This is a genomic window from Pseudomonas sp. DCB_AW, from assembly GCF_026240895.1.
GTDB lineage: Bacteria > Pseudomonadota > Gammaproteobacteria > Pseudomonadales > Pseudomonadaceae > Aquipseudomonas > Aquipseudomonas kermanshahensis.
The window spans coordinates 1-16,190 of the sequence record NZ_JAPFCE010000047.1 but is presented as its reverse complement, the minus strand read 5'-3'; the positions used below and the strand labels follow the sequence as shown (position 1 = coordinate 16,190).

Genomic DNA, 16,190 nt, shown 5'->3' with positions numbered 1-16,190 from the left:
TGCGAAGAGGGCGTGCACTGCGCTATTCCGTCAAGCCTCTGCCCCTCATGATCCGCTGCAGGTTGTGGGCGTTGACGAAGATCAAGATGCCCAGCAAGACGAAGCCAATCGCAATCGCTTTGGCAATGCTCATCTGCTCGCCAAAAAACAGGTAGGAAGCAACCAGCCCCGATACGGGCACGAGCAGCGAGAGCGGTGCGACCTGGGCAGCCGGGTATTTCTTCATCAAGTTGTTCCATACCAGGTAGCCCAGGATGGTTGTGATGTAACTCTGGAACAGCACAGAGAACAAGGCTTCCCACGCTATACCACCGGCAAGCACTGCGAATGAGGCCCAGCCATTGGCTGCGACTGTCAAAACGAATATCGCCGGGACCGAAAAAAGGCTCGACCAGATAATGAACGCGACCATGTCGGCCGGGCGTTTGAGCTTGACCACCAGGTTGCACAGCGACCAGGCCAGGGCAGCGATAAGTACGAGTAGAACACCGGTAACCGTCGACGACTCACCGCCTAATGCCAAGATCATTATCAGACCGCAGGCGGCTGAGGCCATGCCGCACAGATGGACTCCACTGACTCGCTCGCCCAGAAGGAGGCTGCTGAGGAGGATGGTGAAAAAGGCACTGAACTGCAGAAACACCGACGACATGCCGGGGGACAAACCTTGGTACATTGCGAAGTTGACCACCCACCACAAGCCGGCGCCGAACAGCACACCGTATAGGGCCAGCACCCCATATGAAATGCCTGCCGGGCGCTTGACGAAGAACACCAGAGGCATAGCGCAGAACACGAAACGCAACAGCGTCAGAAGGTAAGGATCTAGGCTTCTCAAGCCTAGTTCGATGACAGAGAAGTTACAGCCCCATAGGACTGTCACCAGAACACCGGCGACCAAATCCCGCTTGCTCATTTTCATGCCTGCTCTCCCTTGTTGCGGCATGCATTACTGTAATGACATTGATTGCGCCTGGATGCAGGAGGCGTCCTACCGACACGTGGGGCTGCTCTGAGAAATTTCGCCTGCATTAAACATCGCTGTTTAAAGCAGCCCGCTGACTGTGGGCAGACCCCGCTACTTCTGGCGTTCGACAGCCAACGTCACGGCATCCGCCTGGCCCCAGGCGATTTGCATGGCGCGCAGGCCATGCTCCAGAAGCTGTCGCGTTTCTTCGTCCTGAATGCGCTCAAGTACTCGGCGGCTATCGCTGTAGGCGAACATCAGGTAGTGGGAGACATTCATCAGCGCGAACTCTATTGGCACGATGCCTTCGCTGATGGCGCGGGAAAGGGATTTGCCAGGTGGCAGGTCGAAGGTATGGGGTGGGTCGGGGACGATTTTTTCATGCAGGCTCCATGTGACATGAGCTGCACCCTTTTGCTTCCACGCATTAGGGTGACAACTGTACGCGGGGTGGAAGACCAGGCACATGGAAAACCCGGCAGGTACAAGTACCTCCCGCGCACAGCTGCCATAACAGACAACTGCTCCAAGTCGTTCCCGGGCTTCCACACCCGATCGCTGAACTGACAGCGACCGCAAAAGCCTATTGGGTGGGGTTTCCAAGGACAATCAGACGGGAGTCGACGGGATGCGTAGGATATTTCTGCGAGCCTTACAGATGCAGCAGGAAATCGCCTATACGAGAGTAGGACCCTTCCTTAGTTGGCAATTGGACTACAAAATCTGGTGTATAGCGCGATTCCGACCTCTCGCCTGATGGCGCACAATTATCGCCACCCCTCAAAAAGACACCTCCCGATGCTCCAAGATGATCGAGACAATCTGGAACTCGACAAACTACAGATCGAGAATCGCAAGCTAGCTACAGAAGCACTCAAATTCATGGCTGAAGAGCGCAAGCTTAGACAAGAGGCGTTCTGGCACCCCTTCGCAACTGGCTCGGTCATACTGACTGCCATTGCGGGTATCATGGCCCTGCTGGTTAAACTCTAAGCACGCTCGTTTATGGCAAGAGGAAAGATCATGCCCCGTTCCACTCAAGATAGGGTTGAACAATCCCATCGCGAAGTTGAGGCCCTGGCCGAAGAAATGCGCAAGGCAAGAGCCTTTTCTCCTTGGTCAGCGCTTTTGCCGTTCAGCCTAGGTGCGGGCTTTGCTTTGGCGTTACTTCTCGCCGGTCTCTTGATCTTGAGACTGCTGTAATCCCGAGCGCTGTCTTCAACCTGACGCAATCAAACCGGCACTCAAGAACATCCCAACCCCAAACACCGTATGGGTCACCAGACTCTTCAGGCAGTTACGCCCAGGCGTCGGCGTCCGCGAGGCAAAGAACCCCGCCCCCATCACCGGCTGCATGAAACACAGCGGCGCCACCACCGTCGCCACACCCCAAACCAGCGCAGGCCAAAGCGTCGGGGCACTCAGCCAGCCCTCCCCGACCATCCCCACCAGCATCACGGCAAACAGCACACCGATCACGTAGTGGATAACCCACCCCAAGGCCAGTTCGTTCGCAACCGGTTCGGCCTTGGCGATAGCGTCGTGGCGCACCCGCCCCTTCATCACATGGCCCGCCCAGCGCCCCACCATGGCGAAATTCAAGGTAGGGATACCCAAGCGCCGCAGCAACATCCCCCACAGGTCCATGATCACGGTGGCCCCAACCCCGATCAGCAAAGCGGCTTTTAGCATGGCAAGCGTCATCGATTCAGCCCTCTAAGATTGACGTTCAGCAACATGCCGCGCAGCATAGAAGTTGAAGTCAACTTCAAGTCAAGGCCCAGAATGGACATTGCCGATGTCGCCAAGCGCACAGGCGTACCCGCATCAACGCTGCGCTATTACGAAAAGAAAGGCTTGCTCAAGTCCCTCGCCGGCCGCGGCCAGCGGCGGCAGTTTGCTGCCGACGTGGCGGACCGGCTGGCACTGATTGCCCTAGGCCAGGCCGCAGGCTTTTCCCTGGATGAAGTGGGCGCGATGCTGGTGGACCTGCAGGTCGATCGGCAAATGCTGATAGCTAAAGCGGACGAAATCGATGCACGGGTCAAGCGCTTGCAAGCAATGAGCAAGGGGCTGCGGCATGCAGCGCAGTGCCCGGAGGACGATCACCTGGCCTGTCCGAAATTTCAGCGCTTGATGAAGCTTTCAGCCGCCGGGGTGTTGGGGGAAAAGCACCTACACCAGGGCGGGCCTGGAAAAACGCGAAGCCAGCCACCTCGCCGTACTTAGCCCTACAACCAAAAGCGCAACGCCCTCAATGCTCATCATCATCGCACTGATGCCTAGTTGCGTGATCAATTGACTGGCTACGAAGGGGAACCCGAACACACCGATGAAATACGACAGGCTGAACAGCAGCAGTGCTTGCGCGGTAAGGCCCGCTGGCGCCTCATTGGCAGCCAGCCCGTTGATTACCGAGTAGTTCAAGCCATAACCCACGCCCAACAGCATGGCCATCGCCAGATAGCGTTCGGCGCTGTGCACCCATTGATCAAAGCCCACTACAGCAGTGGCCATGATCAAGGTTAAAACCCACGAAGTCGCCAGCGGCGTTTGCTTCACCACCCAGCCGGCCAGCAAGAGCCTGCAGGCGATCGCAGCGCCCATGAAGCCAATGAAGAAGATCGAGTAATCAAGCCCGAGGCGGTCGGCATAGCTGGTCTGGAAACTGCCCATCGTGCCGAAAATCGCCCCACCCAGCCCTACCATCAAAATCGACAAGCCCGAACGCGAACGCATCACCTTGAGCGCGGACACCAAACCGATCTGCACCTTCTCAGCCGGTCGTTGCCCCAGCGAAGTCGAACCAAGCCAAGCAAAGTACAACCCCGCCAAACCTGCAGCACACGCCGCCACCCAAAAAGCGAGCTGGGTAGGCAGCGCCACGAAGGCCGCGAACTTACCCAGTAATGGCCCGGTACCTATGCCAGTCAACATGCTGCCGGAGAGCAATGCAAAACAGTGCGTGCGGCGTGATGGCTCGACCATTTGAGCAACCATGATCGGCCCTACCGTGTAGAAGAGCCCCCAACCAACCCCAAGCATCAAGCCACACGCCAACAACGCGCCGCCCAGGCCGGGCACCACGGCAAAACCCACTGACGCCACGACCAGGCAGAACGCCCCGACAGCGATAGCGCGCGCAGCGCCAACGCGCTGCAACAGATGCCCCGAGCCCACCACAGACAGCAGCGTACTGAGCATCGCGACTGCAAATACCCGCCCTGCATCGCTCGCAGTGCCGCCCAACGCCTGCACCAGCATAGAGAGCAGAAACGTCGTGCCATAGCTGATGGACAGTAGGAAGCAGGCGATGCAGAACACGGTAAAGTGCTGAAACCGTGGCGGGGGTACAGACGACTTCATGTAAGCAGTCCTTGCTGAAAGGTACTGCTTTCTATCACGGCACGGCACTGGCAAAGGCATGCATTTGCTGACGTTGAGATCGTCACTTCAGTACCTAAACGACCGCCACCCTTTGACGCCACTGATCGCGGCTCAACTCCCAGATCTCTTTGAGCACGACGCCACAGACGAAATGCCCCGGCTCAGTCCCGACCAGGCGCATGCCTTCGTGCAGGGAAACACTGCGCGACCTGTCATTGCTCGCCGCCTTGGGCACCTGCATGACGCAACGCCCAAGCGTCTCGAACCAATAGTCGTTGATGACCACACAGGCCTCGCGGATGTAGCCGTTTTTTTGCCATGCAGGGGCGAGCCAGAAGCCACGGTTGTTACCCGGCTGGTCATAGAGGCTGATGCTGCCGATGACCTGCGTAGGCGCGGTTTTCAGGCGGATCATCCAGTGCCATTCACACCCAGCGTTCATGGCAGGCAATGCGATGTCTCGCACGTATACGAGTGCGCCGTCTTCGGGATAGGGCCATGGCACGCGGCTGTCCAGATAGCGGACAATGTCCCAGTGCGGGAACAGCTGCTGAATAGCGGGGGCGTCGCCAAGCTGCAGCGGCGTGAGTATCAGGCGCGAGGTTTCGAGGGTAGGAAGGCTGTCCATGGCGCAGCGTCCGTTCTGGAGGCGGTATGGCCTTCTGGCATTCTCACAGAGCAGAGGTAGAAACGTCGAGACGTCATGCGCTTTCGCACATTGGCTAAGAGGTATTTTTGAACGAGAGATCCTTGAGAGCTCAAGGATTTAAAGAATGGAGGCAGCCCCACCAGCCACACCCCGGCACTCGATGTTCCCGCTATGGCTGCTCCCTTCCGGGCCTGACCATGTAGCATGCAAGCATGCTCGGGTATCAATGCGGGCCTTATGGGGCAAGGGTTTCAGGCTGATGAGGCAACAAGAGTTCTATCGTTACGTACACCCAGCATGGGTGCTCAAATCTTGGGGTGTAGCCAGCACTGTCACACTTTGCTGTAACACTTTGGTGTCACACCCATGGCCTACATCATCAAGCGCGGGGCGCTCTACTACCTGAACTTCAAGCTGCCAAAGCATCTCTTCCCGAGGTGTAACACTATGCGTTTGAGCCTGAACATTCGGCATCGTCAGAGCGCCTTGCTCGTTGCCACTTCACTGGTACAGCGGCTGCACCACCACCTCATCGAACACCCTCTCGCAGACCTCCAAACGCTTCGTGCGCTGTGTTCACAGTGGCGGGATGCAACCCCCAATCCAGCCATCCAAACCGCTCTACGGACAGCTACAGCGGTTGCAGCAAAACGGAACAGCGACAGCCCTACCCTCTCTGCACTCTCCAAGCTGTATATAGATGAAGGGAAACGCGGGAGCGCATGGCGGCAAACCAGCACCGAGGAAGTTGAGCGTGCCTTATCCGATCTGTTCGAGTTGCTAGGCGATATGCCCGCTGACGCATTCGACGCGCACCAAGCACGCTTGCTGAAGGACCGGCTGAGTCTCTGCCCGCAGTACTTCGGCTTACGGCCAGAGTTCAAGGGCAAGACGCTGAAGCAGGTGATCGAGTCGGTTGGCACCTACAAAACCATCACCGCCGTGACAGTGAACAATCGTCTACGCAAGCTCACCGCCTTCATGAACTGGTGCAAAGCGAACGGGTATGTGACAGACAATCCACTGGCGGGCATGAAAGTCATGACAGGATCAGCGAAGGAAGCTCGATTATCCTTTGAACGACACGACCTCGTTGCCCTGCTGAACCATGAGGCACTTCGAAAAGAAGCACGGAAGCATCCGTGGCGCTATTGGCTGCCTCTACTTGGGCGTGCCACTGGAGCACGATTGGAGGAGCTGTGCCAATTGCGTGTAGACGACTTCATTGAGCAGCAGAGCACTCCATGCATTCGCATCGATGACAGCAGTGAGGGCCAAAATCTTAAGAATGCCAGCAGCCGCCGAGTACTTCCTCTGCACCCTTCACTGATTGAACTGGGATTGTTGCAGTACGCTGAATCGGTGAGGACAGATGGGGCTGATCGCCTGTTCCCCGAACTGGAAGCCGTGCGAGGAAAGCTGGGACATGCACCATCGAAGTGGTTTGGACGCTACAAGGCGAAACTGGGTATCACCAACCCACGCAAAACGTTCCACAGTTTCCGTCACACCTTCATCGATGACCTGCGTGATGCTGGCGTGCAAGACTCATTGATCAAGCGGATGGTGGGCCATGAAGACAGCTCCGTAACATTTGGTATTTACGGCAGCAGGACACCAATCAAGGCAATGGTCGAGGCGTTGAGGCACATTGAATAACCCCGAATAACCTACTGAAAACCTAGGTTTAACCTCGCCTTCCCAGCGACATTATCCAGCCAACTCTCACGCTAGGCTCAATGTTCTCGGGGCGAAGGGACGGTCTGAACTAAGCGAAGCGCGTTCCTCGTCATGAATACCGGTTTTTGGTGAAATCTGGCTTGTCAAGCCACACCTTGACCGATCGTCGGAAAGCGTGTATAATCCGTCGCCTACCCAGTAGGTAGACATACATTTGGAAGCCTCCACGCGACCACCATGAAAACTGGTGCCTTGCAAGGAGGCTTCTTCTTGTCTGCGATTTACCAAACCAAACCGGCACAACCCGAGAGGTACTGCCTATCGCAATGAACTAACACAAGGAGATAAACGATGACCACGCTCGCCCGCAATAAACTACTCCCCGACGCCACACCAGCTATCGACATTCGTCCCGCCCTGACCAACCTCCGCACCACTAACGTTGACAGTTTCGTCGTCGACAAGACCACTGGTGAAATGCTGGGCAGCTACACCACTCACAACCTTGCCCCAACTATTTACGATTACGAACAGCCTCAGATTGGCAAGACCCAAGCGGTACACCCGAGCTATGAGCTTGATCCTGCTCCACGTCCGATCGTTATTGAGGCAGAAGCGGAGCGCCTGCCGGATGGCGTTGTCGACCTTGATGCACAACGCAGTAAACGTGGACCTAAGCCCAAAGTAACGCCCAATCCATACGCTAGCCATCTCAAGGTGGCCCATGCTGAACGCCATAGCTGGATTGACGATTACGTTCATGGCGCCTGCATGACAGTAGGCAAGGACAGCAATGGGAAAATGAACGTAAGTCCGTCCCATGTACTGCGGGCTTGTATGCTTGATGAGATCAGCACCGAGATCGTTAAGAGCCTGATTCGCCTTGAGGGTTTACGCACGATGAGCGACCAACAAGCACGGAGAGTCTGCCAGTGTGCCCGTTTCGCCATCGACGGGATGGAGTTCTACCTTGAACGAAATCCTATAGTGCGTCAGAAGCTCGAGTTCGAAGTGGACTTTGCCAAGTCGTATCACCAAGAAAACACCGGACTGATGCAAGGATTGGCGTGATTTAATTACGCTCGGATAAGAGAGAGAAGCGAACGACCTGTAAGAGAGGTCACACTGGATTGGTGAATTACGCTCGGATATAGAAGTGAAGCACTGGCACGATGAAGGTAACTCTCAGACCGACAGGTCTAGGCTTGACACACCTCGACCGGAGGTCATGACGTACTGACCTCAAGTGTTACTGAGGAATAAAAATTGATGAATATCAATTCCCCAGAAAATGAAAGGAATGATCCTGTGTCGGTGCGACAGGGGGCGTCCCTTCAACTCCGTTGATTCTCTGCACCATACAGACAGGAGCGATAAGCTCATCTGGTTTGGTTTCTATTGGTTTTTGTTGATCTGGATATCAATCTGTACTGCCGTACAGCATGCATCGCTCACACATTGCTTTGATCCTGACAGGAAAATAGCCTGTGCGTAAGCGGTATTTACAAGTTTCTACTTAGTACACAACCACAAAGCTTAGACTGTACGACATACCATCGTATGCTCTTACTAATTATCCCACACTAGCAATTTGGACCAAGACCAAAGCCAGCAGTTTAATCGGAATAAGATTACAACAAAGAATAATTCCAATTTTCGAAAAATCAGCATCTCGGAAAATACCGAAATTTTCAGGATCGGCTGATTACCTCAGCCAACCCTAGACCTTTATCAGGATCACACAGCATTAAAGCTTGGCGACGAACGTCTCAAGATGCTTAAGAGATTCTTCGTAATTCTTCTTTGGAAGATTTACAGGCTCGCCGTTCGGCATTGTATAGTTCGTATGATTTGGGAGACGATGCAATGGTATACCAAGACTAGCGGAAACCTTACCAGCCGTATGGAAGTCTTTGACGTTTGACACAAAAATCTTCTCCCATTCTTTCTGCGTCGTGGGAGCGGTAGTGCACGGCCAGAATATTGTTGGATCTATTGCATATTGCTTCCAAGAGTATTCAATAAGTTCATCCCGAACAGCATCAAATGCGGCCGCGACACCAAGATTTGTGGTGAAGTTGTTGAAAGGTAGCTCAAAAATCTTGGGAAGGTCTAAGCCATTCTGCTGAACTTGCCGACTGAAAGTGATGACCTTTGCCGCATAGTTCTTGGTTGCAGATGATGGATATTTTCCATACAGCAGCATGAGTATACCTTTGATACCCTCCAGCGAGCTGAAGTCTGCCATCATCGGAACAATCAAAGCGTCTGAAGAAACTAATGCCATCTGCGTGTAGACAGAGAAGCTGGGGTTACAGTCAATGAAGACTGTCATTTCTTCATACTCAGAATTCTGGAGCTCAAGATCACAGAGCCTGCGAATGGCTGTAACGTACTCCTTCCATGCAAAGATATTCGCAGGGTTCATTGTTGCAAAATTGAGGGCTAGTGTAAGCGATTCCAAGAAGGAATCACCCGCGATCAAGTGTAGATTTTTGGTGACGTATGGGTTGTGAGGCTGCACCTGCGTTAAGTAGCTGCCGGGAAGGCTAGTGAAACCAGAGTTCCCTCCAAGCATCCAGTCCATAAACCCAACTATATTTCGGCGTGTCGCAGTGGACTGGAGGCGTTGATTCGCTTTGTACCCAGCGTGCCCGCCCCCCAAAAGGAATTGAGAAATATTTGCTTGCGGGCATAAGTCTATGACCAACACAAGCTTCTTAGGATTCTTTTCAGCGTAAAGGCTAGCTGCATTCTGGCAGAGGGTGGTTTTACCGACGCCGCCTTTATTGTTGTAGAACGCGTAGATTCTGGTACTCACGATAGATCATCCATGGAGGGAGATAGCTGATATTGGGTTGCCATCATGGCTTTTCAATCCTCATCGACTCCACAAATTTCTGCTGATCGGACAAACACCTTTGGCAGTCAGAACGCCCCAATACGGACATACAACAAGATTCTCAAGCCGTGACCCAGCGCACTCATTTGAGTATAGGTCAACGAGCACAGTCAGACGGCAACATTAGGGTGTACCGAATAAACCACTAGACAACCCTAACGAGCACACCTATAATCGGCACACCCAAAACGGCACAAGGTATTAGCCATCATGTTCATCCGTGCTTACCTCCGAGCTTCGACCGACTCCCAAGACGCCAGCCGTGCCAAAGGCGCGCTCGTTCAATTCGCTGCGGACAACGGTCACAAGATCGCCGCCTTTTACACAGAGAACGAATCAGGGACTAAGCTCCATCGCCCAGAACTGTTTCGTTTGCTGGACGACAGTCATGATGGTGATGTGCTGCTGATTGAGCAGGTAGACAGGCTGTCCCGCCTCTCTCCTGATGACTGGGCAAGCCTGAAAGCCATCATCGCAGCGAAGAAGGTCACAGTGGTGTCGCTCGACTTAGCTACCAGTCATGCCGCATTGAAACCTGCCCAAGGTCAAGACGACTTCACCAAAGGCATGATCAACGCTGTGAACGGAATGTTGCTCGATATGCTCGCTGTGGTTGCACTCAAGGACTATGAAGATCGCCGCCGCCGTCAGGCTGAGGGTATCGAGAATGCCAAGGCCAGAGATGTTTACAAGGGCAGACAGGTCGATCAGGCACTTCATAACCGCATCAAAGAATGCCTCGATGCAGGCAAGAGCATCCGCAAGACCGCCGAGATCGTCGGATGTGCAGTGTCTACCGTGCAACGAGTGAAGACAGCGTAACACAACTCAGACGGCAGCCACGCCCTTGTGACTCAAATCAAGGGCTAACGCCTCGCCACCTTAACTTATTTCTGAATCAAGAACGACTCCTATTACCTGCCTCGCACTTGGCTTAGCACTTCAGGCAAGAATCTGAAATTACTTTCACCAGCAGAGGAGCCAAACGCATGTCGTAGTGCGTCAAATATTTCGCAGCGGGGTAATTCGTCCGTCAGCTAAAGAAGCACTTCTTAGCCTCTTCAACTGTAAACCATCGCTTACTAGTAACCATAGCCCTATGAAGCAAACGATGACAGCTAGCACAGAGCAGCGCCACATCCTTGACTTTAGTTTTAATCTCACCAGTCACACTGAGAGGCACAACATGATGACATTCAAACATTGATTCCCTAATTTTAAGATCGACGTTAGAACCATCAGTTTTACAGAGGTCGCATGATAGCTCCCCGACCTTTAGGCGACTGGCGATCAATTTTTTTCGTAGCTTTGCACTACGCTCACGCCGAATATGCACCATGGTGGCAGCCTTACCTTCTGCAAACACCTCTTCATCATCAAAGTTAGGGAGAAGGTCGACAACCTCTAAGCTATGGCGGATGACACCGGCCAATTCACTTGTGAGCTGAGGGTCTAGACCAAATTCGGACCACACCTCCCGATCAGTCTTTGAAGTATTGTTAAGGCCAACCCCAATATGAACTGCACGAAGATTTTGCAGTTTAAACGCCACCCCATCCGCATTTCTGAAGGACGGCTGGCGAGCGGCCTGGGCATGATGAGGGAATGATCTTAACTCCTCTGATAATTTACGAACTCTATCGTCAGTCGGCCCCGGAATCTGACCATGACAACTCTGGTAAAGCTCCAAGGCGAGAATAACCTCATCCCGAGTCCATCTTGGATTGCCGTGCCCTTTAGTAACTGCCAATTTTCACTCCGAGACAGCGATCGCAACAAAATCATTATTATCACTACAAATCAAATCTATGTAGATCGCAGTATCGACCTAACGCACGCCTTCGATAAAACAACTACCTAAAGCCCTATTCAAACTAACGAATCAACGACAAGGCCATACACCTACAAAGCTAGCATCACTGAATAGCTTTCCAACGAATTGCCGTCATTACAGTATGATAAACATTATAAATAAATGACTTCAACTGCATGAGCAGAAAGAAAAAACCCGTATAGAGCATTACGTATGCAGTGCCTACCAACCACTCTGAAATCTTCCATGATATCGGGGATAGCTGAACAACTTTATGAACCAGCCCTCCCTTAACAGCGAAGACTATCACCAGCAAGCAAAAAACGGTATAGCTCAAATAATATATAAAAACCCGCATAAAAATAAAGAAATTATTCTTCAAGTACGAAAGCTGTGATTTTTCATGGCGATGCCTAGACATAGCCACTAACATATCCGGCTGGCTGATGGTAGCAAAAATCGTGAAGCCCGCGAGAATAAACCCCAAAACAGAGACAACAAGCCCAATAGACATCGTACTAAACTCACGAACTATCTTAAGCTTATCGTCAAGAGAAATCTCCAACATGCAGTACTGAAGGGACACCAAGACAAAAACGATGAGCGTCGCCCAAAAATTAAAAGAGCTTACAGGAATCCGTCTAGCCTTGACATAAATCGCCCATAAGCTTTTTTCATCCATTAGTGCCTTAGGAGACAAATCATCGTTCACTTGACTCACCTACGATATGGATTAAGTTTAGCAAGCGCCGCCTGAGTTGGAGCAGCGACTTGAATCATTCCATCCCCGACCAACTGAATAAACTTTTGGAACAGTGTAGGTGCAGCTTGAGAAGGCGCTGTAGATGTTAGTTCAACATAGCTCTTAAGCTGGAAATTTTCATTATCTCCTCGCAACTCAGTCCCAGAGCTATCCTTACCGACTAGCGTAACCTTCTGATTCCCCTGAACAGTTGCAGCCTGAACCTCTTCAATTACGCTCTCTTTATCCAACCCCTCAGAGTTTGAGTGCTTGATAGTGGTAGTTTTACTACCGACCTCATCCTTCTGACGCTGAACAGCCTCAAAGAATCCTTCGTTATCATGCTCATCATTTCGGTCAGAAAATTTGTACGTAACCGAACTAAGAACTTGATACTGACGCACGAACGAATCAATACTTTGAGCCGATGTTAAAGGTATCAACTCTAGAGTAGGCGAGACATTGTCAAGCATCAACTGTTTCTTTGTCACCTTCTCTTTGCGCTCTTTAGCATCATCATACACAGAATCTATGTAAAGCTTATATTTGACCTTAAGGAAATTTTCGAGCGTCGACTTGAAATTATCAAGATTTGGAGCACCCTTAGTTTCTTTAAGGAATATCAACCTATGAATATCAAGCACTAAAACAAAAATACATGACGGCGATGACTGCATTTCATCATGATCGGCTACCAGCCCGCTAGAAGTATAAACTTGCTCTCGTTCAAAGATCATATCTTTGATGAATCGACCAACGAGCAAAACACGTCCATCGACCGTGACCAACTCCACATTTTCAAAGAAATACTTCGTTTCCGAATACACCCTTCGAAGGGCAGGATCAGAGAACGCTGGGTACACAATTTCTTCAAAATAGTCAAGTAGATTTCTCGCCCCGAATTTACAAACGAGATTTGCCATCTCGACGGGGTATTGGCGCTTAGACATTAGGTCCCTCTAACTGAGCTCGGAGTTCTGATAGCTATTTGATGGCTAACTTTAGCGACACCAACCAGCTTTGTCACTGCAGTCGGCAGCCTGAGCATGAAGGAAAAACTCAGCAGAATTAGCCCGCAGCAAAGATTTCAGCCGCATGCACGCGACGACTCGCTCTTTACGACTGTAAATCGAGGAGTGGCTGAACTGTTGGATACACGATAGGATTTCCAGCACAGTGCACCACTCAGGTGTACCTAAACGCTGTCACACTTCGAGATTTTTGAGAAAGAAATCCTTGAGAATTCAAGGACTTGCGTAATGGAGGCGGCCCCACCAGCCACACCCCGGCACTCGATGTTCCCGCTATGGCTGCTCCCTTCCGGGCCTGACCAGGTTAACGGGTAATCAATGCGGGGGGACCGATGGGACCACCACTGACGCAACTCGCTAAGCAGCGAGCCGCGCCATTGTACCGGTCTGAGGCGAAGTTACAACCTCTGCGGGGAGAAAAAGTCATCATTTCTCAATGACTTGTTTAAAGGTGGGTCAGATTGCGATGCCCTGCTCCGCCAGGAATGCGATGAACGCGTCTTCGTCCAGCACCTTCACACCCAGCTCACTGGCCTTGGCCAGCTTGGAGCCCGCGCCAGGGCCGGCGACCACGCAGTGGGTCTTGCCGGAAACGGAACCTGCCACCTTGGCGCCTAGGCTTTCCAGTTTGTCTTTGGCAATGTCGCGGCTCATGCGCTCCAGGGTGCCGGTCAACACCCAGGTCTGCCCGGCCAAAGGCAGGCCTTCGGCGACTTTCTTCTCGCTGTTCCAGTGCATGCCGAACGCCAGCAACTGGGCTTCGATGTCCCGCGCCAGCTTCTGGTTCGCTTCGTCCTTGAAGAACTCGCGCACGGCCTCGGCCTGCTTGGCGGCCAGGGCCTGGCGCAGGTCGATACCGTCGGCGGCGATGATCTTTTCCAGGCTGTCGAGCTTGGCCACCAGCTTCTCAGCGCCGGTCGGGCCGACCGAGGCGATGTCGAGCTTGGCAATCATGCCGGCCAGGGTGGTGCTGGCGGCGAACTCGGCGGCCAAGTCGCCTTCGTCCTGCAACTGCATGCCGCAGGCGAGCAGTTGCTCGATGACTTTGCGGTTGTGCTCGTCTTCGAAGAAGTTGTGGATTTCGTATGCCACTTCAAGCCCGATGTCTGGCAGGTAGGTCAGCACCTGTGGCAGCGCCTGCTGCACCCGCGCCAAGCTGCCCAGCGAGCGCGCCAGGACCTTGGCGGTTTCCTCACCCACATCCGGAATGCCCAGGGCGTAGATGAAGCGCGCCAGGCTCGGGCGCTTGCTGGCTTCGATGGCATCAAGCAGCTTCTTGCTGGAAACTTCGGCAAACCCTTCCAGCCCGACGATCTGGTCGAACTGAAGCTTGTACAGGTCTGCTGGCGAGCCGATCAGCCCTTCGTCCACCAACTGCTCGACGCTCTTTTCGCCCAGGCCGTCGATATCCATCGCGCGGCGCGAAACGTAGTGGATGATCGCCTGTTTGAGTTGGGCGCCACAGGCCAGGCGACCGACGCACCGGTACACCGCGCCTTCACTGGTGGTTTCCTTGCCTTTGCTGCGTTTGACCAGCTGCGTGCGCTCGACCTGCGAGCCACACACCGGGCATGCGCTCGGCACTTCAACCGGGCGGGCATCTTCGGGGCGGCGCTCGAGCACCACTTGCATGACTTGCGGGATCACGTCGCCGGCACGGCGGATGATCACCGTGTCGCCAATGCGCAGGCCCAGGCGGGCGATTTCGTCCATGTTGTGCAGGGTGGCGTTGGACACGGTCACGCCGGCCACTTTGACAGGCTTCAGGCGTGCCACAGGCGTCACCGCCCCGGTACGCCCCACCTGGAATTCCACATCCAGCACCTCGGTCAGCTCTTCCATGGCCGGGAACTTGTGGGCAATCGCCCAGCGCGGCTCGCGCGCGCGGAAGCCCAGTTCACGCTGGGATGCCAGGCTGTTGACCTTGAACACCACGCCGTCGATCTCGTACGGCAGGCTGTTACGGCGCTCGCCGATGTCGCGGTAATACGCCAGGCACTCTTCGATGCCGGCGGCATGCCGTAGCTCACGGCTGATCGGCAGGCCCCAGGCCTTGAGTTGCTCAAGGATGCCAATGTGGCTGTCGCCGATGCTTGCGGACACCTGGCCTACGCCATAGCAGCAGAACTCCAGCGGGCGGCTGGCGGTGATTTTCGAATCCAATTGGCGCAGGCTGCCGGCGGCGGCGTTGCGCGGGTTGGCGAAGGTTTTGCCACCCGCTTCTGCCTGGGCGGCATTGAGCCGATCGAAACCGGCCTTGCTCATGTACACCTCGCCACGCACCTCCAGCACCGCGGGCCAACCTTCGCCCTGCAGCTTGAGCGGGATGTTGCGCACGGTGCGCACGTTGGCACTGATGTCTTCGCCGGTGGTGCCATCGCCACGGGTGGCGCCTTGCACCAATTGGCCGTCGCGGTACAGCAGGCTTACCGCCAGGCCATCGAGTTTGGGTTCGCAGCTGTAGTCGACCGCACCCGGCTGATCGAGGCCATCTACCACACGGCGGCCGAATTCACGCAGGTCAGCTTCTTCGAAGGCGTTACCCAGGCTGAGCATGGGCACTTCGTGGCGCACCTGGCTGAATGCAGCCAGGGCCTGGCCGCCGACGCGCTGGGTTGGCGAGTCAGGCGTTACCAAGTGCGGGTGTTCGGCTTCCAGCGCCTTGAGCTCGTTGAACAGGCGGTCGTATTCAGCATCGGGCACGCTGGGCTCATCGAGCACGTAGTAGCGGTAGTTATGCTGGTCGAGCTCGGCGCGCAGGGCGTGGATTCGGGATTCGGCGGTCATTCGTTTGTCTTCTCTTGCAAAGCAAAAGAGCAGCCTGGGGGACGTTGCCTGGGGCCCTGGATCCTTTATCCCTGGTCTGGCCCCTTCGCGGGTAAACCCGCTCCCAATCTGGTTGAACAGGTAGCTGCGCCCTGCCGAAAGCAAACGCGAACGCACATTGCGTTGCTCTGGCAGCGCCTTGCGGGCCGCCCAGTCGAGCGCGTCATGGACATTACCGCCGCCATGGCCAAAC

At 54.1% G+C, this 16,190-nt stretch carries 16 protein-coding genes and 1 other RNA gene; 6 read left to right on the top strand and 11 right to left on the bottom strand.

Annotated elements, in window-relative coordinates:
• Window positions 1–22: 22 nt before the first annotated feature.
• Both OO306_RS20740 and OO306_RS20735 read right to left on the bottom strand, forming a co-directional pair.
• Window positions 23–922, bottom strand: coding sequence for an EamA family transporter (locus OO306_RS20740; protein ID WP_265969792.1), 900 nt, complete (start codon window positions 920–922; stop codon window positions 23–25).
• Window positions 923–1,078: 156 nt separating this feature from the next.
• Window positions 1,079–1,354 carry a hypothetical protein gene (locus tag OO306_RS20735; protein ID WP_265969803.1) on the bottom strand — a complete coding sequence of 92 codons (276 nt, stop codon included), beginning with the start codon at window positions 1,352–1,354 and terminating at the stop codon, window positions 1,079–1,081.
• A 411-nt stretch (window positions 1,355–1,765) separates the two neighbouring features.
• Between OO306_RS20735 and OO306_RS20730 the strand changes: the two genes are divergently transcribed.
• Window positions 1,766–1,960 (top strand): hypothetical protein, encoded by a 195-nt coding sequence (locus tag OO306_RS20730; protein WP_265969791.1) that lies wholly within the window; start codon window positions 1,766–1,768, stop codon window positions 1,958–1,960.
• A 30-nt stretch (window positions 1,961–1,990) separates the two neighbouring features.
• Window positions 1,991–2,170 carry a hypothetical protein gene (locus OO306_RS20725; protein ID WP_085272538.1) on the top strand — a complete coding sequence of 60 codons (180 nt, stop codon included), beginning with the start codon at window positions 1,991–1,993 and terminating at the stop codon, window positions 2,168–2,170.
• 15 nt (window positions 2,171–2,185) lie between these two features.
• Here OO306_RS20725 and OO306_RS20720 read toward each other — a convergent pair whose 3' ends face one another.
• Window positions 2,186–2,671, bottom strand: coding sequence for a DUF2938 domain-containing protein (locus OO306_RS20720; RefSeq protein ID WP_085272537.1), 486 nt, complete (start codon window positions 2,669–2,671; stop codon window positions 2,186–2,188).
• A gap of 81 nt (window positions 2,672–2,752) precedes the next feature.
• On the opposite strand from OO306_RS20720, the gene OO306_RS20715 reads away from it, so the two are divergent.
• Window positions 2,753–3,196 (top strand): helix-turn-helix domain-containing protein, encoded by a 444-nt coding sequence (locus OO306_RS20715; RefSeq protein ID WP_027592941.1) that lies wholly within the window; start codon window positions 2,753–2,755, stop codon window positions 3,194–3,196.
• Here OO306_RS20715 and OO306_RS20710 read toward each other — a convergent pair.
• Window positions 3,143–4,333, bottom strand: a complete 1,191-nt coding sequence (locus OO306_RS20710; RefSeq protein ID WP_265969802.1) for an MFS transporter — start codon at window positions 4,331–4,333, stop codon at window positions 3,143–3,145. The two genes, OO306_RS20715 and OO306_RS20710, sit on opposite strands and share 54 nt — an antisense overlap.
• Window positions 4,334–4,427: 94 nt before the next feature.
• Window positions 4,428–4,982: a GNAT family N-acetyltransferase gene (locus OO306_RS20705; RefSeq protein WP_265969790.1), complete on the bottom strand. Its 555-nt coding sequence runs from the start codon at window positions 4,980–4,982 to the stop codon at window positions 4,428–4,430.
• 387 nt (window positions 4,983–5,369) lie between these two features.
• Between OO306_RS20705 and OO306_RS20700 the strand changes: the two genes are divergently transcribed.
• Both OO306_RS20700 and OO306_RS20695 read left to right on the top strand, forming a co-directional pair.
• Window positions 5,370–6,662 carry a site-specific integrase gene (locus OO306_RS20700; protein WP_265969789.1) on the top strand — a complete coding sequence of 431 codons (1,293 nt, stop codon included), beginning with the start codon at window positions 5,370–5,372 and terminating at the stop codon, window positions 6,660–6,662.
• Between the two features lie 372 nt (window positions 6,663–7,034).
• The gene (locus OO306_RS20695; RefSeq protein ID WP_265969788.1) at window positions 7,035–7,754 is read left to right on the top strand and encodes a hypothetical protein; all 720 of its coding nucleotides are present in this window, start codon (window positions 7,035–7,037) and stop codon (window positions 7,752–7,754) included.
• A 676-nt stretch (window positions 7,755–8,430) separates the two neighbouring features.
• Here OO306_RS20695 and OO306_RS20690 read toward each other — a convergent pair.
• Window positions 8,431–9,504, bottom strand: a complete 1,074-nt coding sequence (locus tag OO306_RS20690; protein ID WP_265969787.1) for a ParA family protein — start codon at window positions 9,502–9,504, stop codon at window positions 8,431–8,433.
• A 291-nt stretch (window positions 9,505–9,795) separates the two neighbouring features.
• Here OO306_RS20690 and OO306_RS20685 point away from each other — a divergent pair, with 291 nt between their 5' ends.
• On the top strand, window positions 9,796–10,407 hold the full coding sequence (locus OO306_RS20685; protein WP_265969786.1) for a recombinase family protein: 612 nt from the start codon (window positions 9,796–9,798) through the stop codon (window positions 10,405–10,407).
• 211 nt (window positions 10,408–10,618) lie between these two features.
• Here the strand turns inward: OO306_RS20685 and OO306_RS20680 are convergent, their stop codons facing one another.
• The 5 genes from OO306_RS20680 to ligA all read right to left on the bottom strand — a co-directional run bounded on the left by OO306_RS20680 (window position 10,619) and on the right by ligA (window position 15,958).
• Complete coding sequence (locus OO306_RS20680) at window positions 10,619–11,335, bottom strand: HNH endonuclease (protein WP_265969785.1); 717 nt, start codon at window positions 11,333–11,335, stop codon at window positions 10,619–10,621.
• A 166-nt stretch (window positions 11,336–11,501) separates the two neighbouring features.
• Window positions 11,502–12,110 carry a hypothetical protein gene (locus OO306_RS20675; RefSeq protein WP_146050513.1) on the bottom strand — a complete coding sequence of 203 codons (609 nt, stop codon included), beginning with the start codon at window positions 12,108–12,110 and terminating at the stop codon, window positions 11,502–11,504.
• Between the two features lie 5 nt (window positions 12,111–12,115).
• Complete coding sequence (locus OO306_RS20670) at window positions 12,116–13,090, bottom strand: hypothetical protein (RefSeq protein ID WP_265969784.1); 975 nt, start codon at window positions 13,088–13,090, stop codon at window positions 12,116–12,118.
• Between the two features lie 319 nt (window positions 13,091–13,409).
• An RNA gene (ffs, locus tag OO306_RS20665) (signal recognition particle sRNA small type) lies at window positions 13,410–13,506 on the bottom strand.
• A 121-nt stretch (window positions 13,507–13,627) separates the two neighbouring features.
• Window positions 13,628–15,958, bottom strand: a complete 2,331-nt coding sequence (gene ligA, locus OO306_RS20660; RefSeq protein ID WP_085272535.1) for an NAD-dependent DNA ligase LigA — start codon at window positions 15,956–15,958, stop codon at window positions 13,628–13,630.
• Window positions 15,959–16,190 lie beyond the last annotated feature (232 nt).

Excerpts from the sequence above, each read along its gene's own strand:
- OO306_RS20740 (WP_265969792.1), bottom strand. The coding sequence starts at position 922 with ATGAAAATGAGCAAGCGGGATTTGGTCGCCGGTGTTCTGGTGACAGTC.
- OO306_RS20730 (WP_265969791.1), top strand. The coding sequence starts at position 1,766 with ATGCTCCAAGATGATCGAGACAATCTGGAACTCGACAAACTACAGATC.
- OO306_RS20725 (WP_085272538.1), top strand. The coding sequence starts at position 1,991 with ATGCCCCGTTCCACTCAAGATAGGGTTGAACAATCCCATCGCGAAGTT.
- OO306_RS20720 (WP_085272537.1), bottom strand. The coding sequence starts at position 2,671 with ATGACGCTTGCCATGCTAAAAGCCGCTTTGCTGATCGGGGTTGGGGCC.
- OO306_RS20715 (WP_027592941.1), top strand. The coding sequence starts at position 2,753 with ATGGACATTGCCGATGTCGCCAAGCGCACAGGCGTACCCGCATCAACG.
- OO306_RS20710 (WP_265969802.1), bottom strand. The coding sequence starts at position 4,333 with ATGAAGTCGTCTGTACCCCCGCCACGGTTTCAGCACTTTACCGTGTTC.
- OO306_RS20705 (WP_265969790.1), bottom strand. The coding sequence starts at position 4,982 with ATGGACAGCCTTCCTACCCTCGAAACCTCGCGCCTGATACTCACGCCG.
- OO306_RS20700 (WP_265969789.1), top strand. The coding sequence starts at position 5,370 with ATGGCCTACATCATCAAGCGCGGGGCGCTCTACTACCTGAACTTCAAG.
- OO306_RS20695 (WP_265969788.1), top strand. The coding sequence starts at position 7,035 with ATGACCACGCTCGCCCGCAATAAACTACTCCCCGACGCCACACCAGCT.
- OO306_RS20685 (WP_265969786.1), top strand. The coding sequence starts at position 9,796 with ATGTTCATCCGTGCTTACCTCCGAGCTTCGACCGACTCCCAAGACGCC.
- OO306_RS20670 (WP_265969784.1), bottom strand. The coding sequence starts at position 13,090 with ATGTCTAAGCGCCAATACCCCGTCGAGATGGCAAATCTCGTTTGTAAA.
- ligA (WP_085272535.1), bottom strand. The coding sequence starts at position 15,958 with ATGACCGCCGAATCCCGAATCCACGCCCTGCGCGCCGAGCTCGACCAG.